The following is a 24434-nucleotide window of genomic DNA, read 5'->3' as shown; positions in this document are numbered from 1 at the left end:
CCATGGGCGCCTCCTCCCACCCGCTGCGCGTGGACGCCGTCGAACGGCTGTGCGCCGACGCCGTCGCCGTGACCTTCGCGATTCCCGACGAGCTGGCCGAGCTGTACGCCTTCCGCCCAGGCCAGTCGCTGACCCTGCGCCGCATCGTGGACGGCAGGGACGAGCGCCGCTCCTACTCCATCTGCTCCCCCGCGGGCGGGTCGCCGCGCGTCGGCGTCCGCGAGGTGCCCGGCGGGCTGTTCTCCGGCTGGCTGACCCGCCAGGTGCGTCCCGGCGACGAGATCGAGGTGCTGCCGCCGAGCGGCTCCTTCACCGCCGAATTGCTGCCCGGCGAACGCCACGTGCTGATCGCGGCGGGCTCGGGGATCACCCCCATCCTGTCGCTGGCCGCCTCGGCGCTGGCCGTACCCGACACCCGGGTGACCCTGCTGTACGGCAACCGCACCAGCCAGAGCGTGATGTTCGCCGACGAGCTCGCCGACCTCAAGGACGCCCATCCCGAGCGGCTCGAGCTGGTCCACGTGCTGTCGCGCGAGCCGCGCGACGCCGAGCTGTTCAGCGGCCGGCTCGACGCCGACCGGCTGGCCACGCTGGTCCGGCGGCTGATCCCGGTCGAGGAGGTCGACCACTGGTGGCTGTGCGGCCCGCACGGCATGGTCGTCGACGGCATGGCGGTGCTGGCCGAGCTGGGCGTCCCGCGCGAGCGCGTGCACCGCGAGCTGTTCTACGTCGAGGAGGAGCCGCCCCCGCCGCACACCCACGCCGAACCGGCGAGCGGGAGTCCCGCCGCCACGGTCACGCTGGTCCTGGACGGGCGCAAGAGCGTGGTGGAGCTGCCCGCCGGCACCACCGTCCTGGACGGGGCGCAACGGGTGCGGCCCGACCTGCCCTTCGCCTGCAAGGGCGGCGTGTGCGGCACGTGCAGGGCCAGGGTCGTGGACGGCGAGGTGCGCATGCGGCGCAACTTCGCGCTCGACCCGGCCGAGCTGGAGGCCGGATTCGTCCTCACCTGCCAGTCCGAACCCGTCTCCGGCACCGTCACGGTCGACTACGACGCGTAGCCGTACTCCCGCCGAGCAGCATGTCGTCGTTCGACTCGTCGAAGATGAGATGCGTGCGGGTGCTCAGCACCCCGGGGATGGAGTGCAGGTCGTTGAGCACCAGGTCGCGCAGCTCGCCCTGACCGGCCACCCGGACCAGGGCGAGCACGTCGAAGTCCCCGCCGATCAGGGCGAAGTTCAGTATGCCGGATACTTCACGCAGCCTTGCGCTCACCTCGCGCCAGGAGTTCTGCTCGATGCGCAGCGTCACGTACGCCGACGTGGTCAGCCCGATCATGGCCGGATCCAGCCGCACGGAGAACCCGCGCACCACGCCGTCGGTGATGAGCCTGTCGAGCCTGCTGTAGGCGCTCGCGCGGGAGATGTGCAGGCGCTCGGCCAGCGACCTGACCGACAGGCGGGCGTCCCTGGACAGCTCGGTGATGATCTTCCGGTCGACGTCGTCGAGCTCGACGGTCACTTGGCCTTCCCTCTTCATGAAATCAGTCCATTCGTCTGGCATTTCACAATATGTCTAGACATATAGCAGCTCAGGGCGGACTGTATCTGACAAACAGCCACGAGAGGAGGCATGCCGTGGTGGCGAAACCCGGAACCGAGCTTCTGCCCTCAGCACTGCCCGTGCAGCTCGTCGACGAGCACGGCGACCGCGCCCCCAGATCCAGGGCCCAGGGGTACGGCATGCCGCCGGCCGAGGCGCTGCTGGCCGCGCACCGGGCCCTGGTGATCGGCCGCCGCTTCGACCGGCAGGCCACCAGCCTGGTCAAGCAGGGCCGGCTGGCGGTCTACCCGTCCTCGCACGGCCAGGAGGCCAGCCAGGTCGGCGCGGTGCTCGCCGTACGCGGCACGGATTGGGTGTTCCCCACCTACCGCGAGAGCGTCGCCCTGGTGACGCGCGGCATCGACCCGGTCGAGGTGCTGACGCTGCTGCGCGGCGACTGGCACTGCGGCTACGACCCGCGCGCCCACCGCACCGCTCCCCAGTGCACGCCGCTGGCCACCCAGTCCCTGCACGCCGTCGGCGCCGCCTACGCCGCCCGCGCCCGCGGCCTGGACGAGGTCGCGCTGGCCTTCCTCGGCGACGGCGCCACCAGCGAGGGCGACTTCCACGAGGCGATGAACTTCGCCGCCGTCTTCCAGGCCCCGGTCGTCTTCTTCGTGCAGAACAACGGGTACGCCATCTCGGTGCCGCTGGCCCGCCAGAGCGCCGCCCCCTCGCTGGCGCACAAGGCCGTCGGGTACGGCGTGCCGGGTGTGAGCGTGGACGGCAACGACGTGGCAGCCGTGCTCGCCGTGGTCGGCAAGGCCGTGGAACGCGCCAGGAGCGGCGGCGGCCCCACGCTCGTCGAGGCGCACACCTACCGCATCGAGGCCCACACCAACGCCGACGACGCCACCCGCTACCGGCCCGACGGCGAGGTCGCCGCCTGGCTGGAACGCGACCCGCTGGACCGCATCACCGCCTACCTGCGCGCCGCCGGGCTCCTGACCTCCGTGGAGGAGATCGACGCCGAGGCCGAGGCGGTCGCCGCCGACCTGCGCGCCCGCCTGTCCGGCGAGCCGGCGGTCGCCCCCGAGGATCTGTTCGCCCACGTCTACGCCGCCCCCACCCCCCAGCTGCGAGAGCAGGCCGCGCGACTGCTGGCCGAACTCGGTGAGGAGGACCGGTGACCACCGTCACCTTCGCCCAGGCCGTCAACGCCGCGCTCGCCGACGCCATCGAGGCCGACGAGAGCGTCCTGGTCTTCGGCGAGGACGTCGGGCCGCTGGGCGGCGTCTTCCGCGTCACCGACGGGCTCACCGCCAAGTACGGCGAGCAGCGCTGCTTCGACACCCCGCTCGCCGAGTCGGGGATCGTGGGGATGGCCGTCGGCATGGCCATGAACGGGCTGCGCCCGGTCGTGGAGATGCAGTTCGACGCGTTCGCCTATCCGGCCTTCGAGCAGATCGCCAGCCACGTCGCCAAGATGCGCAACCGCACCCGCGGCGCGCTCACCCTGCCCATGGTGATCCGCGTCCCCTACGCGGGCGGCATCGGCGGCGTCGAGCACCACAGCGACTCCTCCGAGGCCTACTACGCGCACACGCCCGGCCTGACGGTCGTGGCCCCCGCCACGCCCTCCGACGCCTACAGCCTGCTCCGCGAGGCCGTCGACTCCCCCGACCCGGTCGTGTTCCTGGAGCCCAAGCGGCTCTACTGGAGCAAGGAGGAGGTCACACTGCCGGTGCGCACCGCACCCTTCGGCACGGCCGCCGTCCGCAGGGCGGGCCAGGACGCCACGCTGGTCGCCTACGGACCTGCGGTGCCCGTCGCGCTGGAGGCCGCGCAGGCCGCCGCCGCGGAGGGCTGGTCTCTCGAGGTCGTCGACCTGCGCACCATCGTGCCTTTCGACGAGGCCACCGTGTTCGCCAGCGTCCGCAAGACGGGCCGTGCCGTGGTCGTCGCCGAGGCGCAGGGCTTCGCCAGCGTCTCCTCCGAGATCGCCGCCCGCATCGGGGAACGCTGCTTCCACTCCCTCGAGGCGCCCGTGCGCCGCGTCACCGGGCTGGACATCCCCTACCCGCCGCCCAAGCTCGAGCACCATCACCTGCCCAGCGTCGACCGCGTCCTGGACGCCGTCGCCACCCTGCAGTGGGAGGACGCGTGACCACCAGCCAGTTCACCCTGCCGGACCTGGGCGAGGGCCTCACGGAGGCGGAGATCGTCCGCTGGCTGGTCAAGGTCGGCGACCAGGTCACGGTCGACCAGCCCATCGTCGAGGTCGAAACCGCCAAGGCCACGGTCGAACTCCCCACCCCCTACGCCGGCGTCGTCACCGCCCAGCCGGCGGCCGAGGGCGACGTCGTGGCCGTGGGCGCGCCCATCATCACCATCACCGACGCGGCAGCGGCCCGCTACATCGAGGAGGAGCGCGCGGGATCCGGCAACGTCCTGGTCGGCTACGGCACCAGCGCCACCGGCCGCGCCCGGCGCGTCCCCCGCCGCCCCGCCACCGCGGGCACCGGCAAGCCGCTGGTCATCTCCCCGGTCGTCCGTCGCCTGGCCCGCGAGAACGCCGTCGACCTCACCACTCTCACCGGCAGCGCCCCCGGCGGCGTCATCACCCGGGCCGACGTCACCAATGCCATCACCGCCTCCCAGGCGACCCTGCCCGAGGAACCCGCTCCCCAGGCGAGCGCACCGCTCCCGCTGCCGGTCCTCGAGCGCATCCCGCTGCGAGGCGCCCGCAGGGCCGCCGCCGAGCTGTTCACGCGCAGCCGCCGTGAGATCCCCGAAGCCACGACCTGGGTCGACGTCGACGCCACCGAACTCGTCCAGCTCCGCCGGACGCTCAACGCCAAGCGACCCATCGGCCTGCTGGCCCTCATTGCCCGCTTCGTCATCGCCGGGCTGGCCCGGCACCCCGTCCTCAACAGCCGGGTGGACACCGAAGCAGGCGAGATCCTCGTCCTGGACGGCGTCAACCTCGGCTTCGCCGCCCAGACGGACCACGGCCTGGTCGTCCCCGTCATCAAGGACGCGCACAGACTCAGCGCCGCGGCCCTCCACGACGAGCTGACCCGCCTGACGGCCGCCGCCCGCGACGGCGCCCTGACCCCGGCCGACCTCACCGGGGGCACCTTCACCCTCAACAACTACGGGGTCTTCGGCGTGGACGGCGCCGCCCCCATCATCAACCACCCGGAAACCGCCATCCTCGGCCTGGGCCGCATCATCGACCGCCCCTGGGCCGTCGACGGCACCCTGGCGGTCCGCAAGATCGCCCAGCTCTCCTTCGCCTTCGACCACCGGGTCTGCGACGGCGGCACCGCGGCCTCCTTCCTCCGCTTCATGGCCGACTCCATCGAGGACCCCCAGCAAGCCCTGACCACGCTGTAGCCGAGGCAGAGCGAGACGACTCGAGCCAATGGTGAATCCTTTTGGGGGGTGATGCCCTCTTATGGGGTGATGGCCATGTTTGGAAGGAAGATGTGGAATGACCTCGCGCCGACGACAAGGACGCCGACGTGGCTGAGTGGGCGAGCACGCAGCTGATCGAGGCCGCGCAGGCCGGTGATCGCGAGTCGATCACCGCGGTGGTCCACGGTGCCCACACCCACGTGCGGCGCTTCGCCGAGCACCTGTGCGCGTCCCCGCAGGATGCCGAGGACGCCGCGCAGGAGGCGCTGATCATCCTCTACCGGAAGATCGGCACGCTGCGGGCAACGGGCGCGCTGGCCTCCTGGATGTTCAGGATCGTCAAGAACGAGTGCCTGCGCCGCACCCGGCTGCTGCTCGACGGCGGTCACGAGGACGTCGCCAGTCTGGTGACGTCGGCAGAGGACGAGGTCATCCGCCGGCTGGAAGCCGAGTTCGTCGCGCAGGCGATCAGGGAGCTGCCTGAGGTTCAGCGCAGAGTGCTGATCCTGCGGGACATCCTGGGCTATCCGGGGCGAAGGGTCGCCGAGATGCTCGGCCTGAGCACCGCCGCGATGAAGTCCCAGCTCCACCGGGCCCGCAGCGCGGTCCGGCTCAGCCTGACCCGCCCTTCCTGAGCAGGCCGCGTTTCCACACCCAGTTCGAAGGGGAGCTTCGCCATGCTTGAAAACGGATCGCCCATGCCCGACGTGGTGCTCGAGGACACCGAGGGCCGGACCGTCCGCCTGTCCGAATACCGGGGAGATCATGCCGTGCTGGTCTACTTCATGCGGTCGGCGTCATGCCCGGTCTGCAACCAGCACATCAAGGACCTCGTCCGGCGCCGCGACGAGCTCGCGGCCGACAACGTCAAGATCCTCGTCGCGGTTCCGGAGGACCGCCAGGAGGCGGCCGCGTGGAAGGACAAGCGTCAGATCCCGTTCCGCGTGCTCGTCGGCCGCCGCGGCACCCCGCACGAGATGGTCGGCCTGAGCAGGAAGGCCTTCGGCTCGATGCAGCAGTCGGGCAGCATCCTCGTCGACGCGGCCGGCATCGTCCGCCACGCCCACGGCGCCACCATGCCCACCGGCGCCTACGACAAGAAGGGGATCACCGCCGCCGTGCAGGCTCTCCGCTCCCGCGTATGAGACCGCGGCCCAGGGTGCGGTCCAGGGCGATTCGGGTGAGCCAGCCGAGGGCCGCGGTGAAAAGCGGAGGCCAGACAATCGGGCCGAAGCTGTAGCCGACCGCCACTACCAGGGGGATCCAGAGACGGTGGACCGCCTGGTAGGGCAGGCCCGGCGGGCGGATCCCCGCCAGCCTGGACGCGTCGGGGAGGGCGAAGAACAGCAGCGCGGCGGCGGTGGTCGGCAGGCCGTACTTGACGCTCTCGAAGACCGCGAAGGCGGCCAGGAACAGGGCGAGCGCTCCCCAGGCGACACGTCTGGCGATCTCGGTCTTCACCCACGACAGCGTAGGGGAACATGCGGCTGGTTCAGTTGTCGCGGTGGGCGGACAGGTGGAGCGCGAGGCGGGTCCTGTCGCGTAGGCCGAGCTTGCGCAGGATGCTGGAGACGTGGTTCTTCACCGTGCCCTCGGTGATGACCAGGCGGGCGGCGATCTCCCTGTTGGACGCCCCGGCCCCGACCAGCCGGGCGACCTCCTGCTCGCGCGCCGACAGCCGCTCGCCGCCGGGGACCGGGCGGCCGCGCCGCACGTCGGCCACCAGCCGCGCGGCGACCGGCGGGTCGAGCACGACCTCGCCGCGGTGGGCCTTGCCGATGGCGTCGACCAGTTCCTGCGGTGAGCAGTCCTTGAGCAGGTATCCGCGGGCGCCGGCGCGCAGCGCGCCGAAGATGTACTCGTCCTCGTCGAAGGTGCTGAGCACGATCGCCGCCACCTCGGGATGCTCCGCCGTCAAACGGGCGATCAGCTCCACCCCGTCCATCCCCGGCATCCTGGCGTCGACCAGCGCCACGTCGGGACGGCACGCGGGCACCCGCCGCAGCGCCTCGTGCCCGTCGGCCGCCTCGCCGGCCACCTCGATCCCGTCCTCGATCTCCAGCAGCTTGCGCAGCCCCTGCCGCATCAGGATCTGGTCGTCCACCAGCAGCACCCGGATCATGACCGCGCCACCGGCAGCTCGGCCCGCACCTCGAACCCGCCGCCCGCCGCGTTCCCCGCGTGCACGGCGCCGCCCAGCGCCTTGGCCCGCTCGTCCAGCGAGGCGAGCCCGAAGCCCGGCCCGCCTCCTGCCGAGCCCCTGCCGTCGTCGCCGACCACCAGCACCACCTTGTCACGGTCGAAGGTGAGCCTGCCGTGCACGCGGGAGGCGCAGGCGTGGCGCAGCGCGTTGGTCAGTCCCTCCTGCAGCGTCCGGTACAGCACCAGCTCCGCGTCGGGGTCGAGTCGGCGCTCGGTGCCCTCCACCTCGAAGCTGACCTGCACGCCTGTGCCGTCGAACGAGCCCGCCAGGCGTTCCAACGCGGCGCTGCCGATGTGCCCGTCCAGTGCCAGCGGGCGCAGCGCCCTGACCCAGCGTCTGGCCTCGGCCATGGCTTCGGCGGTCAGCTGTTTGGCCTGCCGTACCTCGTCCCAGGCGTCGGAGGGGCGCAGGTCGCGGAAGCGTTCGGCGTTCTCCAGGCCCATCTTGATCACGGTGAGGTGGTGCCCGATGGAGTCGTGCATGTCCCTGGCCATGCGGGCGCGTTCCTCGGCCACGGCCAGTTCGCGGACGCGGTCGAGCAGGCCCTGCGCCTCCTCGCGGCGGCGGCGCGCCTCCAGCACCGCAGAGGCCATCCCCAGGACGAACGCTCCGAGGAAGGTGATGGGCACGAGCTGCGCCACGGCGTCGCCCCATCCCCGGCCCGGCGGCACCAGCGCCAGCGGGAAGGTGGCGGCCAGGACGATCCCGAGGACCGTGGCGGCGACCCGCATGCCGTACAGGAAGGGCCAGGTTGGCGATGGAGATCAGGATGATCGGCCCATGCGTCCCTCCCGACCCGGTCAGCCCCAGCGTGATCGCGGCGAGCAGGAACGGGACGGCCAGAAGCTTGCGCCTGCCCGCGGCGGGGTTCCACGGCAGCAGCAGCCAGAGAGCCGCGACGAGCACCATGTCGACGGCGAACGCCACGGTGAAGATCGGCAGCTTCTCCCTGGTCAGGCCGTCGACCGCGGTGGCGGCGAACACCACCCAGAACACCACGTCGAACAGCACGGGGCGGGCGGGGTCGCGCAGGAGGGCCATGCTTGGCACCCTACGGCGATCTTCAGGTCACGGACATCCCGCTCGGGTCACCATGACTTTGGTCATGCCGGGTTCTATCCCGGGCTCGATGTGCGCGCGGGTCGATCTTCGTAGCGTTCCGGGGTATGAAATCCACGTTGATCTCCGCGATCGTTACGGTCGCCGGGCTGTTCGCGTCGATCATCTGCGGGAGCCTGCCCGCCTCGCTCCTGTTCGAGCGCACCAACCTGGTGCGGGAGCCGCTGGCCGCACTCGGCGTCACGTCCCTGGCCGTCCTGCTCGTCTGGCTGGTCAGGCGCTACCTCGCCCACCGCCCCTGGCAGGGCCTGCACCTCACCCGCTCCTGGTCCGCGCTGCCCAAGGCGCTGCTCGGCCTGGGCGCGGCCATGGCCGCGGTCATCGCGGCCAACGCCCTCTCGGCGGCCCTCGGGGTCGCCACGTGGCCACCGGCTCCGGAGCCGTCGAAGCTGCTGGCGCTCCCGCTGGTCATCGCGACCATCGTCCTCGGCCAGGCCTTCCCCGAGGAGCTCTGGTTCCGCGGCCACCTCTTCGACATGCTGTCGGAGCGCTTCTCTCCCCGGGCGGTCCTCGTGATCAGCTCGGTGGCCTTCGGCTCCATCCACATCTTCTCCCAGAGCTCGGCCCAGGGCCTCGCGGAAAGGCTCATCTTCGTCGCGCAGGCCATGACCCTCGGCCTCGCCTGCGGTGCTGCCCGGTCCCGCACCGGCACGCTGTGGGCGGCGATCGGCTTCCACACCGGGTTCCACATCGGGTACCGGCTGCTTCCCGTCCAGCCGACCAACTTCGGCGTGCAGCTCGTCATCCTGGCCGCCACCACGACCGTGGTCGCCCTCCTCTTCCTCCTCAAGCGCCGCGCACCGAGTCCGATCTCACTGACACATATGTGAACATTGTCGGCTTGTCATACATCCAAGCTCCTGTGACTCTTGTGACGGGTGATCCGGCGCGGATCGGTGGGTACTGGCTGGCCGGGCGATTGGGCGCGGGCGGCCAGGGGGTCGTGTACGAGGGCTACGACGCGGCCGGGCACCGGGTGGCGATCAAGATGTTGCACGGCGCCGACGTGGGGTTGCTCGAGCGTGAGGTCATCGCGGCGCGCCGCGTGTCGTCCTTCTGCACGGCCGGGCTCATCGACGCCGATCTCACCGGGCCCAGGCCGTACCTGGTCAGCGAGTACGTCGAAGGGCCCAGCCTGGGGCAGGCCGTACGGGAGGGCAGGGCCTTCGACGGCGGCGAGCTGCACCGGCTGGCGACCGGCGTCGCGACCGCGCTGACCGCGATCCACGACGCGGGCGTGATCCACCGGGACATGAAGCCGGACAACGTGCTGCTGGGGCCCGACGGCCCGCGGGTGATCGACTTCGGGCTGGCGCGGACGCTGGAGATGTCGCTGACCGCGACCGGCCTGATCTCCGGGACACCCACCTACATGGCGCCGGAGGTGTTCACCGGCGAGCGGGCGGGGGCGCCCGCGGACGTGTTCGCCTGGGGCGGGATCGTGCTGTTCGCCGCGACCGGCAGGGACCCGTTCAAGGCCGAGACGCTCGGCGCGGTCATGCACCAGGTGATGTCGGTCGAGCCGGATCTGACCGTCCTGCCGGAGTCGCTGCGCCAGCTGGTGCACGCCGCGCTGCGCAAGGACCCGCTGAGCCGCCCCACCGCGCGCGCCCTGCTGCTCGCGCTGATCAGCGGCGACGGGCACCTCGACACCGCGCGCCTGCTCGAGGAGGGCAGCCGCGCCTCGCAGCTGAACACGCAGGGGCACGATCCCGGCCTCGGCCCGCTGGCCGAGGAGGCCTACGGCATGCTCGGCCCCGCCGACCGCGAGCTGGCCGCGCAGGTGTTCCTGCGGCTGGTCACGGTCGACGACGAGGGCGACATCGCCGTACGGCGGGCCAGGCTGAGCGAGTTCGCCGAGGCCGAGGGCGTGCTGCGGGTGTTCGGCTACCTGCTGGAGACCAGCGGCGAGGAGGTACGGCTGGCCAGGCCCGCGTTACCGCACGCCTGGCCCCGGTTCCGCCGCTGGATCGAGACGAACAGGGACGGCCTGGCCGCCCACCGCGACATCCTGACCGCGGCACGCCGCTGGGACGACGGCGGCAGGCGCGACGGCGACCTGTACGCCGGCCGGTCGCTGGAGCACGCCCTGCAGTGGGCCGCCACCGCCCGCCGGGACATCACCTTGGCCAGGGTGGAGCGCGACTTCCTCGACGCGGGCGCGGCGCTGGGACGGCGCAGGGCGCGCAGGAACCGGCTGGTGTCGGTGAGCCTGGCGGCGTTACTCGTGGTCGCGCTGGCCGCGACCGGGGTGGCGATCTGGCAGGGCAAGCTGGCCAACGACCGGTTCCGCGTCTCGGAGGCGGCCAGGATCGCGGCGGCGGCCGGCACCGTCAGGGCCACGGACCCGCGCCTGGGCGCCCTGCTCAGCGTGGCGGCCTGGCGGCTCGATCCGACCCCCGAGACGCGCAAGGCGATGAACGACTCCCTGGCCCAGCGCGAGACCGCGATGTTCCACGACCCGTCCACCGATCCGGGCACGATCCGCACGCTCAGCGCCGACGGCCGGACGCTGGTCAGCGTCAGCGGCGGCGAGGCCCGTTTCTGGGACGTGGTGACCGGGCGCCAGTCCGGCACGGTGAAGCTGCAGGTCAAAGGCTCGCCGCTGGACGTGACGCTCAGCCCGTCCGGCGCGCTGCTCGCGGTCCTGACGAACCGGGAGGTGCGCACCTGGGACGTGAGGACGGGCAGGCAGGGCCGGGTCTGGCCGCTGCGCAAGCCGATCGCGGGCGATCAGACCGACGTGGTGGCCGTCAGGTTCGGCACGGTCGACCGCTACGTGGTGCTGCAGCAGGACAGCGACTTCACGCTCTGGGACCTGCGGACCGGCGGGACCACTCCGATGGGCGGCTTCTGGAACGGCGCGATGACCCCCGACGGGTCCGCCGTCTACATGCACTACCGGGACAACGACACGATCGGCAGGTTCGCGCTGCCCGGCATGAAGGTCACCGCGTCCAGGCGGACACAGGAGCCGTGCAAGAGCTGTGCCGATCCGCTGGCGGTGACCAAGAAGGGTTTGGTGCTCGAGGTGCTGCCACGAGGGCGGCTCGGGCTGAGCGGGAAGGACCCGTTCCTGGACGGGACGTTGATAGACGTCGGTCCACACCAGTGGAACCAGGGCCGGGTGGTGCTCAGCCCGGACGAGAAGCTGCTCGCCTCGGCCACGGAGAAGCAGATCCAGGTGTGGGGCGACGGGGTGCTGCTCGCCACGCTCACCATGGCGACCTCGTCGGATTCCATCGATTCGGTGGCCGAGTCCATGTGGCCCCAGCCGAGATTCGACTCCGGCGGGAAGGTGCTGCGCTACCTGAGCGAGGACCGGGTGTTCTCCCTGGACGTGTCGGCGCTGTCCGCCCCCGCCCATCCCGACATCACCACGGAGGCGGTCAGCCCTGACGGCACGCGGAGCGTGGTGGTGAAGAGTGAGGACTCGGCCGACTACGCCTACTTCGACAGCGGCGGACGCCGTCACCTGCTGCTGGGCGGATCCGAGGAGACGATCTCCATCAACGGAATCGAGTTCAGCCCCGACGGCAGGCAGTTCGGGATCAGCACCTTCGAGATCTCCGAGAACGGGCCCAAGGACGTCCAGAACACGACCCGGCTGCGCATCCACGATGCCACCACCAGGAAGGAGATCAAGCAGCTCCCGTTCGACGGCACCGCCTGGTTGCGGCGTTTCAGCCCCGACGGCGGCAAGGTTGCGATGATCCTCGAGACGTCGGACGACTCATCCAAGGTCACGCTCCAACTGTGGGACTGGCGGGCGGGCCGCGCCCTGTGGTCGGTCAAGACCCGAGGCCTGGCGGACGTGGTCTTCAACCGCGACGGGACCAGGATGGCGGTGCTCGGCGAGCAGCCCGCGCTGCTTGACGCCGCGACGGGGAAACCCTCCGGCGCCGGTTTCCAGGGCACCGGCCGGGTGACCAAGCTGGTCCACGCCGCCTTCACGGGGTCGGGGGAGCTGGTCACCGCCGACAACCACGGGCGGCTCACCGTCTGGAACCGTCAGGGCTCGCCCAGGCTCGTCGTCAACGGCCCGACAGGCGCTCCCGACGAACTGGCTGTCTCACCGGTGGAGGACCTGGCCGCCGTCGTGGGCTCCGACGGCCGGGTTCGTCTCTACGACCTGGCGCTCGGCCGGCCGGTCGGCGCGCTGCCCGCCGAGCGGGGCTCCGTCCGGCTCGCCGCCTTCACCGCCAACGGTACCCGGCTGCTCACCTTCGACGATCTCGGAGGGCGCCACGAGCACCTCGTCACGCCGTCCGCCGTGGCCGACGCGCTGTGCCGGCGCTTCGCGCGCCCCCTCAGTGAGCAGGAGTGGTCCGCCAATGTGCCCGACCTGCCCGCGGTGGAGGTCTGCGCGTGATCCCCAGCCATCAGGTCATGGAGTCCAGCGACGCGCGCACCTGGGCGAGCAGTTCGGGCGGCAGCGGGGCGTAGCCGAGCAGCGACAGGTTGGACTGGCCCGCGTTCCCGGCGGCGTAGCCCAGGAAGCCGCGCAGCAGCGGAGGCGAGCCCTTCGAGCAGACGATCTCGTAGGTGAGCATCACCATCGGGTACGCCCCCGGCTTCTTCACCGAGGAGTCGAGCTTGACCGCCAGGTCACCGCCCGTGCCGACGACCCGGGCGCCGGCCACGCTCGCGCTCGCGCTCTCCGGCGACAGCTCGACGTACTCGCCGGCGGCGTTCTTCACCTTCGCCATGCGCAGCTGGGCCGCGCTGGCGTAGCCGTACTCCACGTAGCCGATCGAGTGGTCGCTGGTCTTCACCGCGTCCGTCATCTGGGCCGACCCCACGACACCCTCGCCTCCGGGCGCGAGCCACGTCGTCGAGGGCTTGTACGGCCAGCCGCCCACCTGCCGGAGGAAGCGGGTCAGGTTCTTGCTCGTGCCGGAGTCGTCGATCCGGTGGAAGACCCTGATGCCGGCGTGGGGCAGGTTGGCGCCGGGGTTGTCGTGGGCGATCGCGTGGTCGTCCCACCTGGTGATCTTCCCGCTGAAGACGCCGGTGATGGTGCCGGGAGACAGCTTCAGATCGGGCATGTCCAGGTTGTAGACCAACGCGATCGGGCTCACCACCATGGGCAGGTGGAACGCCCGGCCGGCGCACCGCTTGTCGGCCTGCAGCCGCTGCTCGGAGCTCATCACGAAGTCGGAGCCCGCGAAGGTGGCGTGACCCCGGATGAAGTTGCGCACGCCTTCACCCGAGCCGACGGGCTGGTACACGATGTTCGCCCCGGGGACGATCCTGGCGAACCCCGCCCGCCAGGCGTCGATCGCGCTGAGTTGTGCCGTCGAGCCCGAGCCGATGATCGTCGCGGCCTGCCCCGGCAGTGGGGACGCGCTCCGCTCCTCGACGGTGCCGCACGCGGCCAGCGCGACTGCCACCAGCAGGGCAGCCGCGCCGGCCGCAGTCGCGTTTCCCACATCTCAGACGCTATGAACGCGCGGTGATGAGTTCCCGCATCTACCGGCAAAGCAGACAAGAAGGAACGGTCCCCAACCGGTCAAGTCACCGGCGTCAGGCTCGAGCTCAGGCGGCTTCGAAGACGCCGGCAGTTGATGCATTGACGCGCGCTCCTCGGGCTGAAGCCCGGGGATTCTGGCCTGTGCCGCTGCCGTTCATGCGTGGTTGCCGACGATGATCAAGCGGTAGTCGGCTCTGCGAAGAGCGGCGAGCGCTGGCCGGACATCGGCGTAGAGGTCTGCCTCCTCGATGCGTTCGCCGAGCCCGGCGGCTTCGCGTGCGGCGTACTCGGCCTCGAGATCGATCCCCGGTCGAAGAAGTCGGAGAGCGTCAGCGTTGTCACGGCCTTGAGCGACGACGATCGCGGACAGGGTATGTCTGGGGACGTCGAGCCAGTCGGCCCAAGATGCCCAATAGCGGTCGTCGCGCAGAATGGTCTCGCCCACGTCGAAGGCGACGGCCCTAAAGCCTATGGGTCAGTGCGGCTGCCTACCGGACGCCTGGAAATGAAGTGCCCTGGGGCAGGGTCCACTGAGGCATGGTGCGTGACCATCCTCGCCAGGGAAACCTTCATCGGGTCGCTGTCAGGTCGCGCAGGCGCGCTACGCGCCCGCCTCCTGGGTGGGCACCAGACGGGCGGCGGTCCAGGTGGGTAACGGGCGGGCTCGTGAAAGGACGTCTGAGCGAAGCGAAGGCATTCAGGGGTCGAGCTTCAGCTCGACCGGGAGGACGCGCGAGCGGAGCGAGCACCTTGGAGCAGGGTGGGGTCCAGATGGACTACAGGGTAGCCACGACAACGGGTGGGTCTCAGAAGAACGTCTGAGCGAAGCGAAGGCCTTTTGTGGGCAGGGCCCAGCGCGAAGGTGACGATCACCGAGCCCGCCATGCCAGTGATCATGGATAGGAACAGCGGCGGCGCGTGCCCGCACGCCCTGGGTGATCAGCGCAGGTCGCAGAGCGGCAGGGTGCCCTCGGCGGTGGCGCAGGGGCGGAAGCCCGACTCGGTGAGGTGGCCCCTGGCCAGCGGGTGATTGTGCGCGAAGGCGAGGAAATCGGCGGCGAGCGAGCCCGGCTGCGGCTTGGCGCGCGTGTAGAGGTATTCGACGGTCCAGAACGGGTAGCCGGACTCGACGGCGGTCGAGGCGTCGAAGGCGCGCCCGTCCAGCGTGAGCGCGGTGATGGTGCCGGCCCTGCGGGCCTCGGCCAGCGACTGCGCGTCGGCGTAGCCGATCGCCCCCGGGGTGGTGCTGACCTGCTGGATGACCTTGGCGTTGTCGCCGCGCTCGCACCGGATGATCGGCACACCAGCGTTGCGGTCCCTGGTCAGGCATTCGCTGGAGGACAGCACGTTCTCGCCGGTGCCGAGCACGCGCTGCTCGTACAGTTGCCTGGTGCCGGAATCGCCGCCGCGGCTGACGATCCTGATCGGCAGCGGGTCTCCGCCGCGGATCCGCCGCCAGTCGTTGACCGCGCCGCTGTTGATCCGCTGCAGGTCCTTCACGCTCAGCGTGGTGACGCCCACGCCGCTGTTGACCACCACGTAGTAGACGACGATCGCCAGTTTCTCCGCGTACAGGTTGGCGTAGTCCCTGCTCCTCCCGTCCGAAAGCGCCACCAGGTCGCCGGAGCCCGCCGTGGCCACGTCGCGGACGCCGCCGAGCGAGCCGTTGGCGTTGGTGGTGATCGTGGCGTCCCCGCAGGCTTTCATGTACTCCTCGGCGACGGCGCGCATGGCGTCCATGAACACGCTCGACCCCTCGATCCGCAGCGTCCCCGAGGCGCAGGCGACCGTCTTGTCCCTGGGCTGGGCGAGCTGGCTGAGCACGAGCAGCGCGGTGAGCACAATGACCAGGGCGCCGCTGACCCGGGGCAGCGTGACGCGCCGCGTCCGGCCCTCGTCCTTGATCATGCCGGTGTCCCTGAGCTTGCCGGTGTGCTCGACGACCTTGGTGATCTCCTCGCCGGTCGGGTCCTCCTCGCGCAGCACCACGACCAGCTTGGCGCGCTGTCCCCGCTTGAGCGCCAGGTCCTCCATGCGGACCCCGTGCCAGGCGGGTTCGGGGTTGTCCTGCTGCGCCTGGCCGCCGAGCAGCCAGCGGGCCATCCGCTCCCCCAACCGGCCGCGCACGGTCTGCAGGCTGTCGGGCGATGGCCTGTTGGCGGTGGTGAAGAAGCGCAGCCCGTTGCGCAGCCGGGTGCGCAGGTGATCGGTGGTGGCCTCGGACACGCGGGCGTTCCACACGACCCGGCCGCCGAAGGTGAACGACAGCGGCCTGTCGAAGTCGTCATCGTCGATGTCGTAGCTGCCGCTGTTGCGGATGCGGATGACGACGATGCTCATCCGCTCGAGCAGCGTGGTGAGCCGGCGCAGCTGCGGCGGGTCCGATTCGGCGGGCTCGTACTTCTCGGGGCCCAGCCCGATCTTGGAGTTGTACAGCACGCGGAAGCTGATCCGCTTACGCCGCACCAGCAGCCGGTCGACGAATGGCGTGACCAGCAACAGGATGATCCCGAACAGGACCGGACCGACTCCCCCGAGAAAATCGACCAGCTCCCCCAGCAGCTGTAACGCAGCCACCTCTCAATTCTCCCGGTATCCCAACAAACCAAGGCGATAACCGCGGATCATTCACACGGAATTCAGCCCCCGGACACGTGAAGCCGAGCTGAAGCCACACCTACGTAGCGTCTGCGTGACATCGGCAACATCGTGCAAGACGAGCATTGAGGAATCGTCTCGACCCTTTCCCCGGTGGAGGGGACAGCCTGCATCGCCTGTTACGACGTGCTCGACCTGACGCCCATCAACTCCATCGTCCTGAACCGTCCGTGACCGCCGTGCACGGCTAGGAGGAGGTGGCCGGGCGGGCGCGGACGTGCATGCGTTCGCCCTGGCTGCCGAACAGGGTCAGGATCTCCACCGGCCGGGGGTCCGCGCTGGTGAAGGCGTGCGGGACGTGGGTGTCGAACTCGGCCGCTTCACCGGGCGTGAGCACGACCTCCTTGTCGGCCAGCATGAGCCTCAGCCGGCCGGACATCACGTAGAGCCAGTCGTAGCCCTCGTGCACGCGCAGCTCGCCGATGGGCTCCTGCGGGATGATCATCTTGTATGCCTGGATGCCGCCGAGCCGCCGGGTCAGCGGGATGATCGTCCTGCCGTTGCGCTTCAAGGGCCGCAGGTGGACCCGCGGGTCGCCCGTCTCCGGCGCGCCGACCAGCTCGTCGAGCGGCACGCCGTACGCCTTGGCCAGGGGCAGCAGCAGCTCCAGCGTCGGCCTGCGCAGCCCGGACTCCAGCCGCGACAGCGTGCTGACCGAGATCCCGGTCGTCTCGCTCAGCTGGTTCAGCGTGGTTCCCGCGGCCACCCGCAGCGCCCGCAGCCGCGGCCCGACCGCCGTCAGCACGTCCTCGAATTCGTCGTCCACCTTGCCAAGGTAGCAAAACCGCCTTGCCAATCTACACGAACTGCTCCTTACGCGCCGTGACATGGCCGTCGTGGCTATGACACGGCGCGCGGGAGGAAGGTGACCGGGATCAGAACGCCGCGAAGCGGTGCAGGCGTTCGCCGATCCTGTAGTAGAGGTTGCCGTAGGAGTCCGTGGCCAGGCCGTCCATGCCGCCGGCCGTCAGCAGCACGGTCATCGCCTTGGTCGCCTTGTCGATCTTGAAGAGCTGGTCGCCGATCGAGCCGTAGACGCTCGCCGGGTCCTGCTTGATCGTCACCAGGTTCGCGTCGCGCCAGGCGCGCGCCGTGTCCTTCGTGTAGTCGACGGTGAACAGTTGCTTCACCGTGGGCCACGTGTCCGAGGCCGGGTCGTACACGAACAGCCAGCCCTCGGCGAAGCCCCAGATCTTGCCGTCCACCTCGGCGACGGCGGTGATCGCCTGGCGGTTGACGATGGCGGCGGGCAGCGGGTGCGGCGTCACCGCGTCCGTGGCGGGGTCGTAGTCGAACAGCGTGGCCGAGGCGCCGGGCGCCAGGACCGGGGTGACGCCGAGCGCGCCGCGGGTCGAGGTGCCGCCGTAGACCTTGCCGCCCGAGTAGGCGAGCGAGACCACGGCCTGGTCGCGCACCACGCACAGGGTCCTGCCCGCGCTGCCGGGTTTCCAGATGTTGAGCGCGCCGCTGCGCTTGCCGTACTTGGGGACCGTGCCCATGTAGATCGTGCCGTCGGGCGATCCCGCCAGGGCGTAGGGGCGGTCCTGCGGGGGCGGGTCGTCGCCGTCGGCGCAGTCGTCGGCCTTGTTCCCCGCGTGGCCGCCCTCGTAGAGCTTCGTGGGCGGCCACGGGCCCGCCGGGTCGTACTGGTAGAGCCTGGCCGAGGGGTAGGTGCCGAAGTAGAGCTTGCCGTTGATGGTCTTCATGCTGTCGGTCTGGGTCAGGCCGGCGAGCGTCTCCCTGTCGGGCCGGGTGTCGTCGGCGTCGCCGCGGAGCGGGTCGTAGATGCCGGTGCCGCCGGTCAGGTAGCCGCCGGTGTAGATCTTGCCGTCGGGTCCCGCGCCGAGCGCGTTGATCGCCGCGGGCAGCACCGGCGTGCCCTGCACGAGGTGGGTGGTCGCCTGGCCGGTCGCGGGCGTGTACTTGAAGATCTTGGTGCCCTCGGGGGACGCGCCCAGGCCGACGAGCGTGCCGCCGACCCAGCCGTAGCCGGTGACGTCGAGGCCGGGCTGGACCGTGGTCTGCTGCCAGGTCCTGGCGGCCAGGTCGTAGGAGCACAGGTAGCCGTCCCTGACGAACCACACCTTGCCGTCGCGGGCGTCGGAGATGTGCAGGTCGACGTCGGTGATCGTGGCGTCGGTGGTGGCGCGGTAGGTGCCGTCGGCGTTCTTGATCACGTTCAGGACGAGCAGCGTGCGGTCGACCCAGGCGAACAGCCGCCCGCCCGTCCAGGTGACACCGCCGACCATGGAGTTGACCGCGTACGCCGGGGGCAGCAGGTCGGAGCGGTCGCCGGTCACGTTGTCGAACCTGATGAGCGCGGCGTTGGTTCCGACGCCCAGGTAGCTGGCGTTGGCGACGGGGTCGTGCGCGATGCTGCGCACGTACTCCACGGTCCCCCACACCGGGGACGCGATCGAGGTGAACTTCCCGTTGTCGTACTTGAAGTACTGGCCGCCGTTGTAGCTGCCGCCGTAGATCTTGCCGTTGGCGCCCGGCGCCAGGCCGAAGATGACGGAGTAGCCGCCCTCGGCCCTGCCCAGGTCGGTCACCGCCGACTGGCCGGGGACGTAGCTGTAGAGCTTGGAGTTGGGATAGGTGCCCAGGTAGACGGTGCCTTCGGTGGACGTGGTCGCGGCCCAGCCGCCCACGGTGGGCGAGCTTGCCGTGTCGGGGATCGTGATCTTCTTCGTCACCGTCTCACTGGCCACGTCGATGACGGCCAGCTGCGGGTTGGTGTCGGCGGTTCCCGTGTACAGGCCGTAGGCCTGGTCGCCGGCGAACGTGGTGGCGTTCGGCACCGAGCTCTCCAGCTGCACGCCGAGGTCGGTGTCGGCCTTGGAGATCAGGATGTCGTCCCAGTAGGCCGTGCCCTGGTTGCCGACGCCGGAGTAGACGAGCGCCGAGACCGACGTCGTCCCGACCGGTGCGGTCCCGGCGGCCTGCACGTCCGTCCAGCCGCCGGTGGGTCCCGCGACGTGGGTGTAACCGCTGCCCAGCACCTGCCCCGACGAGCCGTGGAAGCGGACGTAGAGGTCGGCGCTCCCGGTGTCCACCCAGACCTTGGCGTAGACCACGTAGCGGGTGTTCGCGGTGGCGGCCAGGCCAGGTGTGCTCTCCAGTCCGTAGGCCTTGCCGTCGTCGGCGTCGGCGATCCGGGCGCTGGTCCGGCCCTGCCAGGTGACGGCCGCCGTGCCGCCTGGACTGTGCGAGCTGGTCCAGCCGGACAGACCCTGGTCGAACCCGCCGTTCGCGATCTTCAGGTCTGCCGCCAGCACCGGGATGGCCGGTACGGCGAGCAGCGCGAGAACCAGGGCGAGGGCTAACGGGATCCGCATGAGGCACCTCCAATCGATTTTGGCCCAGACCGTAACTTTTCAATCGTCGAGAGTCAACGGAACTTTATTATTTCGGACCCGTCCGAAATCTATAGGAGCTTGGACGGAACATCGTGCCGCCCGTCATTCCGGGTAACGGTTGAAGAACGAACGGTGGCCGGTGCCCGACTGGTGTACCACGATGGGACCGTGACAGGGATATCCCTCATACGCCGCCCTCGCGTGCGCAAGGGGCCCTATGCGGCTCGGGCCGTGACCGAGCTGCGTTCCTGGCCCGCGTTAGCGGCTCGCGACAGGCGCGGCGGCGTCACCTTCTCCGTCGACGGCACCGAGATCCTGCGCCTGGCCGGCGACGACCGCGTCCAGCTCCGGCTCACCATCCCGGCCATCGACCGGCTCCAGCCCCTGCTGGAGGCCTCCGGCCAGGTCAGCGCCTGCGCCGACAAGGCGTGGGTGGCGATGAAGATCGAGGCCGAGCCCGACCTCGATCTGCTGCTGACGCTGACCAGCGTCGCCATCAAGGCCAACACCACCTGAGCCGCACGCTCACGAGTGGTGCCCGGGGCGCAGGCGGGAGCGGGCGTCCCGGGTCCAGGAGCCCAGCACCATGAGCGTCTTGGTGCCCGTGACGTTGCCCGTCCTGCGCAGGTGGTCGATGACCTGCTGCAGGTGATCCAGGTCCCGCACCCTGACCCGGACCAGCGCGTCCGGGTCGCCGGCGATGGTGAAGACCGCCTGCACCTCCGCGACCTCGGTGGCGGTCCTGACGATCTCGCTGACCGGGGTCGTGCCCGCGTACCGCAGCTCGGTGAAGGCCTCGATCCCCCAGCCCAGCTTGGCGTAGTCGATCTCCACGGTGAACCCGGTGATCACACCGATCTCCTTGAGCCGGTCCACGCGCCGCTTGACCGCCGCCACCGACAACCCGATCTCACCGGCCATCTCGGAGAACGTCCTGCGCCCGTCGTCGCGCAGCAACGACAGGATCCGGTGGTCAAGGTCATCGATGTCGGGCATGGGAGAACTCCTCGTGTCGGCGAACCAGACACTAGCGAAATGCCCCGTTGCCGCAAAGAGTTTGCGTCTTTGTCATGATTTCTCGTCACATACTTGCGTTCAACCGGGCAGGCTTGTTCTCCTGAGATCCCCCCAACCAGGAGGTCCAGGTGAGCGTGTCGCTCGATGACAGGTATACGGCCGTCGACGGCAGAGTGCTGATCTCCGGCATCCAGGCACTGGTCCGGCTCACGCTGGAGCAGCGCCGCCTGGACCAGGAGCGCGGGCTGAACACCCGCGTGTTCGTCTCCGGCTACCCGGGCTCCCCGCTGGCCGGCGTCGACCTCGAGATGCGCCGCGCCGGCCGGTATCTCGACGAGGCGGGCGTCGTGCTCAAGCCCGGACTCAACGAGGAGCTGGCCGCCACCGCCGTCGCGGGCACCCAGCTGCTCGGCAGGCTCCCCGGCCACCGCCACGACGGCGTGACCGGCTTCTGGTACGGCAAGGCCCCCGGCCTCGACCGCGCCGCCGACGCCATCCGCCACGGCAACATGGCAGGCACGGCCGCGCTCGGCGGCGCGGTCGCCTGGATCGGCGACGACCCCGGCAGCAAGTCCTCGACCGTGCCGAGCGCGAGCGAGCAGATGTGCCAGAGCATGTACATGCCGCTGCTCGCGCCCTCCTCGGTCGCCGAGATCATCGAGTACGGCCTGCACGCCGTCGCCCTGTCGCGCCGCAGCGGCCTCTGGGTGGGGCTGAAGATCGTGGCCGACATCGCCGACGCCTCGGCCACCGTCGACCTGGCCGCGCTGCGCGAGTCCATCCCCGCGCCCGACCACGCCGAACGCGAGCTCTCCCCCGCCCTGGTCGGCCCCGCGTCGCTCGATGCGGAGCACGACGTGCTCACCCGCCGCCTGGAGCTGGCCCGCGCCTACGCCCACGAGCACGGCCTCAACCGCGTCACCTTCGAACCGCGCCACCCCACCCTCGGCATCGTGGCCTCCGGAATGTCCTACGCCGTGCTGCGGCGTGCTCTGTCGGATCTGGGGCTGGACGAGCCCGCGATGGAGGAGCTCGGGATCCGGCTGATCAAGCTCGGCATGCCGTACCCGCTGAGCAACGAGGCCATCGCGGCGATGACCGGCGACCTGAAGCGCGTGCTGGTCGTCGAGGACAAGGTGCCGTTCCTGGAGGGTCAGCTCAAGCAGGCCCTGTACGGCAGGCCGGACGTGCCCGACGTGATCGGCAGGGAGCTGCTGCCCGCCCGGGGAACGCTGGGCGCCGACGACGTGGCCAAGGCGCTGGCCGCGCTGCTGCCGATCGAGGCCAAGCCGCGGCGCAGGCGCGTCTCGCTGCCGCTGGTCGCGGCCCGCACGCCGTACTTCTGTTCGGGCTGCCCGCACAACCTCTCCACCCGCACCGACGACAGCACGCTGGTCGGCGTCGGCATCGGCTGCCACGCCATGATCGCGCTGGACGGCGCGGGGCGCGGCAACCAGGTCGGCATCACGCAGATGGGCGGCGAGGGCGCGCAGTGGATCGGGCTGTCGCCGTTCACCGAGGACCGGCACTTCGTGCAGAACCTGGGCGACGGCACCTTCCACCACTCCGGCTCGCTGGCCATCAGGGCCGCCGTGGCCGCCGGGGTGACGATGACCTACAAGCTGCTCTACAACGACGCGGTCGCCATGACCGGCGGCCAGCCCGCCGAGGGCCGGCTCGACGTGGCGGCGCTCACCCGGTCGCTGGCTCTGGAAGGCGTGCGCCGCATCATCGTCACCACGCCCGAGCCCGGGGACTACCGCGGCGTCCGGCTGGCGGAGATCGCCACGGTCCGGCACCGCGACGACCTGGCCGAGGCCGAGCGCGAGCTGGCCGCGGTCGACGGCGTGACCGTGCTCGTGCACGACGACCGGTGCGCCGCCGAGGAGCGCCGCCTGCGCAAGCGCGGCAAGCTGCCCACCCCTACCGCGAAGGTCGTGGTGAACGAGCGGGTCTGCGAGGGCTGCGGCGATTGCGGCACCGCCTCCACCTGCCTGTCCGTGCAGCCGGTCGAGACTGAGTTCGGCCGCAAGACCCGCATCCACCAGCCCTCGTGCAACTCCGACCTGAGCTGCCTGAAGGGCGACTGCCCCTCGTTCCTGCTGGTCGAGCCGGGCGTACGGCGGGCCAGGGCGGTCCCGGAGCTGCCGGTGACCCTGGTCGAGCCGGTCAGGCCCGACGAGGCGCTGATCCGGATGCCCGGCATCGGCGGCACCGGCGTCGTCACGGTCTCGCAGATCCTGCAGATGGCGGCCCACCTCGACGGGCTGCACGCCGCCGGGCTCGAGCAGACCGGGCTGGCCCAGAAGGGCGGGCCCGTCGTCAGCGACGTGCGCATCTCCAAGGACCCGATCACCGCCTCCGTGCGCGCCACGAACGGGACCGCGGACGCGCTGATCGGGTTCGACCTGCTCGGCGCGGCCGCCGAGGCCAACCTGGCCGTCGCCTCGCCGTCGCGCACGGTCGCGGTGGTGAGCACCGGCCTGGTGCCGACCGCCGCCATGGTCACCGGCCGCTCCGCGACGGGCACCCCCTCGGGCGCGCTGGACCGGATCGAGTCGGCGACCCGCGACCAGCTCTTCGTGGACGCGCACGCGCTGTCCGAGGCGCTGTTCGACGACCACATGCCGGCCAACATGGTGCTGGTGGGCGCCGCCTACCAGTTCGGGTGCGTGCCGGTCTCCGCCGAGGCGATCGAGCGGGCCGTCCAGCTCAACGGGGCCTCCGTCGAGCGGAACCTGGCCGCGTTCCGCTGGGGGCGTGCCGCGGTCGTGGACCTCGACGCCGTCATGCGGGCCGCGGGGCTGACCCCGCAGGTGAGCGACTCCTTCGACGACGTGGTCGCGACGCGGACCGCCGACCTGACCGGCTTCCAGAACCTCGCCTACGCCGAGAGCTACGCCTCCGACGTGCGGCGGGTCGCGTCGCTCGCCATCGAGAAGGCGGGTGAGGAGGCCGGGTCGCGGATCGCGCTGGCCTACGCCAAGGGGCTGCACAAGCTGATGGCCTACAAGGACGAGTACGAGGTGGCGCGGCTCCACCTCGACCCGGCCGAGAAGGAGCGGCGCGAGCGGGACTTCGGCCCCGACGCCGTCGTGTCGGTGCTGCTGCACCCGCCGGTGCTGCGCGCCCTCGGCATGAAGCGCAAGATCCGGCTGCGGCGCTCGGCCGGCGTGCTGTTCCGCGGGCTGCGGGCGGCCCGCGGGCTGCGCGGGACGTCGCTGGACGTCTTCGGGTACGCCAAGGTCCGCAGGGTCGAGCGGGCCCTGATCGCCGAGTACCGTGCGCTGGTGGCCGACGCCCTGACCAGGCTCGAGGCGTCCACCGCCGACACGGTGACGTCGATCGCGGAGCTCCCCGAGCTCGTCCGCGGGTACGAGGACATCAAGCTGGCCCGGGTCGAGGAGTTCCGCACCCGCGCCGCGGCGCTGAAGGACTCGCTGCACACCTGAGTACCCCCAACCCACCTGGGCCACCTCCGTCCCGACGCCGCCCACGGCGCTGACACCAACCCACCGCCGTACAACGGTCAGGCGCCCGATCACGGCGACCGGTGGGCGGCGCCGGGACGATCCCGGAGGCCGTTGCGGCGGGGCACCGTCCCCGACTCGCCGGCAGCGCCGGTCGCGGGCCCTCAGCCGGA

The 24434-nt window shown here is 70.9% G+C and carries 20 protein-coding genes; 10 read left to right on the top strand and 10 right to left on the bottom strand.

Annotation, left to right across the window (positions count from 1 at the left end; translation table 11 throughout):
- The first annotated feature begins 2 nt into the window (after nt 1-2).
- On the top strand, nt 3-1061 hold the full coding sequence (gene paaE / locus KIK09_RS38190) for a 1,2-phenylacetyl-CoA epoxidase subunit PaaE (protein ID WP_250574448.1): 1059 nt from the start codon (nt 3-5) through the stop codon (nt 1059-1061).
- Here the strand turns inward: paaE and KIK09_RS38185 are convergent.
- The gene (locus KIK09_RS38185) at nt 1039-1521 is read right to left on the bottom strand and encodes an Lrp/AsnC family transcriptional regulator (RefSeq protein WP_214324352.1); all 483 of its coding nucleotides are present in this window, start codon (nt 1519-1521) and stop codon (nt 1039-1041) included. The two genes, paaE and KIK09_RS38185, sit on opposite strands and share 23 nt — an antisense overlap.
- 119 nt (nt 1522-1640) lie before the next feature.
- Here KIK09_RS38185 and KIK09_RS38180 point away from each other — a divergent pair, with 119 nt between their 5' ends.
- The 5 genes from KIK09_RS38180 to KIK09_RS38160 all read left to right on the top strand — a co-directional run bounded on the left by KIK09_RS38180 (nt 1641) and on the right by KIK09_RS38160 (nt 6107).
- A complete protein-coding gene (locus KIK09_RS38180; RefSeq protein WP_372455734.1) occupies nt 1641-2732 on the top strand; it encodes a thiamine pyrophosphate-dependent enzyme in 1092 nt (363 codons plus the stop codon).
- A complete protein-coding gene (locus KIK09_RS38175) occupies nt 2729-3709 on the top strand; it encodes an alpha-ketoacid dehydrogenase subunit beta (RefSeq protein WP_214324350.1) in 981 nt (326 codons plus the stop codon). Before KIK09_RS38180 ends, KIK09_RS38175 begins: the two co-directional genes overlap by 4 nt.
- The gene (locus KIK09_RS38170) at nt 3706-4941 is read left to right on the top strand and encodes a dihydrolipoamide acetyltransferase family protein (protein WP_214324349.1); all 1236 of its coding nucleotides are present in this window, start codon (nt 3706-3708) and stop codon (nt 4939-4941) included. Before KIK09_RS38175 ends, KIK09_RS38170 begins: the two co-directional genes overlap by 4 nt.
- A 128-nt stretch (nt 4942-5069) precedes the next feature.
- On the top strand, nt 5070-5597 hold the full coding sequence (locus KIK09_RS38165) for an RNA polymerase sigma factor (protein WP_214324348.1): 528 nt from the start codon (nt 5070-5072) through the stop codon (nt 5595-5597).
- A 42-nt stretch (nt 5598-5639) separates the two neighbouring features.
- On the top strand, nt 5640-6107 hold the full coding sequence (locus tag KIK09_RS38160; RefSeq protein ID WP_214324347.1) for a peroxiredoxin family protein: 468 nt from the start codon (nt 5640-5642) through the stop codon (nt 6105-6107).
- Here the strand turns inward: KIK09_RS38160 and KIK09_RS38155 are convergent.
- From KIK09_RS38155 to KIK09_RS38145, 3 genes are read right to left on the bottom strand one after another with little or no spacing between them, the layout of a single operon-like run.
- Nucleotides 6070-6423 (bottom strand): DUF4260 family protein, encoded by a 354-nt coding sequence (locus KIK09_RS38155; protein ID WP_214324346.1) that lies wholly within the window; start codon nt 6421-6423, stop codon nt 6070-6072. The genes KIK09_RS38160 and KIK09_RS38155 overlap by 38 nt on opposite strands.
- Nucleotides 6424-6454: 31 nt before the next feature.
- Complete coding sequence (locus tag KIK09_RS38150; RefSeq protein ID WP_214324345.1) at nt 6455-7084, bottom strand: response regulator; 630 nt, start codon at nt 7082-7084, stop codon at nt 6455-6457.
- Nucleotides 7081-7896, bottom strand: coding sequence for a sensor histidine kinase (locus KIK09_RS38145; RefSeq protein ID WP_214324344.1), 816 nt, complete (start codon nt 7894-7896; stop codon nt 7081-7083). Before KIK09_RS38145 ends, KIK09_RS38150 begins: the two co-directional genes overlap by 4 nt.
- 435 nt (nt 7897-8331) lie before the next feature.
- On the opposite strand from KIK09_RS38145, the gene KIK09_RS38140 reads away from it, so the two are divergent.
- Both KIK09_RS38140 and KIK09_RS38135 read left to right on the top strand, forming a co-directional pair.
- The gene (locus KIK09_RS38140; protein ID WP_214324343.1) at nt 8332-9114 is read left to right on the top strand and encodes a CPBP family intramembrane glutamic endopeptidase; all 783 of its coding nucleotides are present in this window, start codon (nt 8332-8334) and stop codon (nt 9112-9114) included.
- 32 nt (nt 9115-9146) lie between these two features.
- Nucleotides 9147-12656, top strand: a complete 3510-nt coding sequence (locus KIK09_RS38135) for a WD40 repeat domain-containing serine/threonine protein kinase (protein ID WP_214324342.1) — start codon at nt 9147-9149, stop codon at nt 12654-12656.
- Nucleotides 12657-12666: 10 nt separating this feature from the next.
- On the opposite strand, the gene pstS is transcribed toward KIK09_RS38135, so the two are convergent.
- The 5 genes from pstS to KIK09_RS38110 form a co-directional block, all read right to left on the bottom strand.
- Complete coding sequence (gene pstS, locus KIK09_RS38130; RefSeq protein WP_214324341.1) at nt 12667-13716, bottom strand: phosphate ABC transporter substrate-binding protein PstS; 1050 nt, start codon at nt 13714-13716, stop codon at nt 12667-12669.
- A gap of 195 nt (nt 13717-13911) precedes the next feature.
- Nucleotides 13912-14202 carry a hypothetical protein gene (locus tag KIK09_RS38125; protein ID WP_214324340.1) on the bottom strand — a complete coding sequence of 97 codons (291 nt, stop codon included), beginning with the start codon at nt 14200-14202 and terminating at the stop codon, nt 13912-13914.
- 494 nt (nt 14203-14696) lie between these two features.
- Nucleotides 14697-16334, bottom strand: coding sequence for a PstS family phosphate ABC transporter substrate-binding protein (locus KIK09_RS60255; RefSeq protein WP_214324339.1), 1638 nt, complete (start codon nt 16332-16334; stop codon nt 14697-14699).
- 268 nt (nt 16335-16602) lie between these two features.
- Nucleotides 16603-17181: a helix-turn-helix domain-containing protein gene (locus KIK09_RS38115; RefSeq protein ID WP_214324338.1), complete on the bottom strand. Its 579-nt coding sequence runs from the start codon at nt 17179-17181 to the stop codon at nt 16603-16605.
- Nucleotides 17182-17290: 109 nt separating this feature from the next.
- Nucleotides 17291-19753, bottom strand: coding sequence for a ligand-binding sensor domain-containing protein (locus tag KIK09_RS38110; protein WP_214324337.1), 2463 nt, complete (start codon nt 19751-19753; stop codon nt 17291-17293).
- Between the two features lie 252 nt (nt 19754-20005).
- On the opposite strand from KIK09_RS38110, the gene KIK09_RS59540 reads away from it, so the two are divergent.
- The gene (locus KIK09_RS59540) at nt 20006-20290 is read left to right on the top strand and encodes a luciferase domain-containing protein (RefSeq protein ID WP_214324336.1); all 285 of its coding nucleotides are present in this window, start codon (nt 20006-20008) and stop codon (nt 20288-20290) included.
- Between the two features lie 9 nt (nt 20291-20299).
- Here KIK09_RS59540 and KIK09_RS38100 read toward each other — a convergent pair whose 3' ends face one another.
- Complete coding sequence (locus KIK09_RS38100; protein ID WP_214324335.1) at nt 20300-20770, bottom strand: Lrp/AsnC family transcriptional regulator; 471 nt, start codon at nt 20768-20770, stop codon at nt 20300-20302.
- A 149-nt stretch (nt 20771-20919) separates the two neighbouring features.
- Here KIK09_RS38100 and KIK09_RS38095 point away from each other — a divergent pair, with 149 nt between their 5' ends.
- Nucleotides 20920-24243: an indolepyruvate ferredoxin oxidoreductase family protein gene (locus tag KIK09_RS38095; protein ID WP_214324334.1), complete on the top strand. Its 3324-nt coding sequence runs from the start codon at nt 20920-20922 to the stop codon at nt 24241-24243.
- Nucleotides 24244-24434: the final 191 nt, after the last annotated feature.

Origin of the sequence: Nonomuraea sediminis, from assembly GCF_018531495.1 — a bacterium.
Lineage (GTDB): Bacteria > Actinomycetota > Actinomycetes > Streptosporangiales > Streptosporangiaceae > Nonomuraea > Nonomuraea sediminis.
Note: the sequence above shows the minus strand (reverse complement) of the source record. Positions and strands in the feature narration are given on the sequence as shown.

Excerpts from the sequence above, each read along its gene's own strand:
- KIK09_RS38100 (WP_214324335.1), bottom strand. The coding sequence starts at position 20,770 with ATGCCCGACATCGATGACCTTGACCACCGGATCCTGTCGTTGCTGCGC.
- paaE (WP_250574448.1), top strand. The coding sequence starts at position 3 with ATGGGCGCCTCCTCCCACCCGCTGCGCGTGGACGCCGTCGAACGGCTG.
- KIK09_RS38140 (WP_214324343.1), top strand. The coding sequence starts at position 8,332 with ATGAAATCCACGTTGATCTCCGCGATCGTTACGGTCGCCGGGCTGTTC.
- KIK09_RS38145 (WP_214324344.1), bottom strand. The coding sequence starts at position 7,896 with ATGCGGGTCGCCGCCACGGTCCTCGGGATCGTCCTGGCCGCCACCTTC.
- KIK09_RS38150 (WP_214324345.1), bottom strand. The coding sequence starts at position 7,084 with ATGATCCGGGTGCTGCTGGTGGACGACCAGATCCTGATGCGGCAGGGG.
- KIK09_RS38160 (WP_214324347.1), top strand. The coding sequence starts at position 5,640 with ATGCTTGAAAACGGATCGCCCATGCCCGACGTGGTGCTCGAGGACACC.
- KIK09_RS38110 (WP_214324337.1), bottom strand. The coding sequence starts at position 19,753 with ATGCGGATCCCGTTAGCCCTCGCCCTGGTTCTCGCGCTGCTCGCCGTA.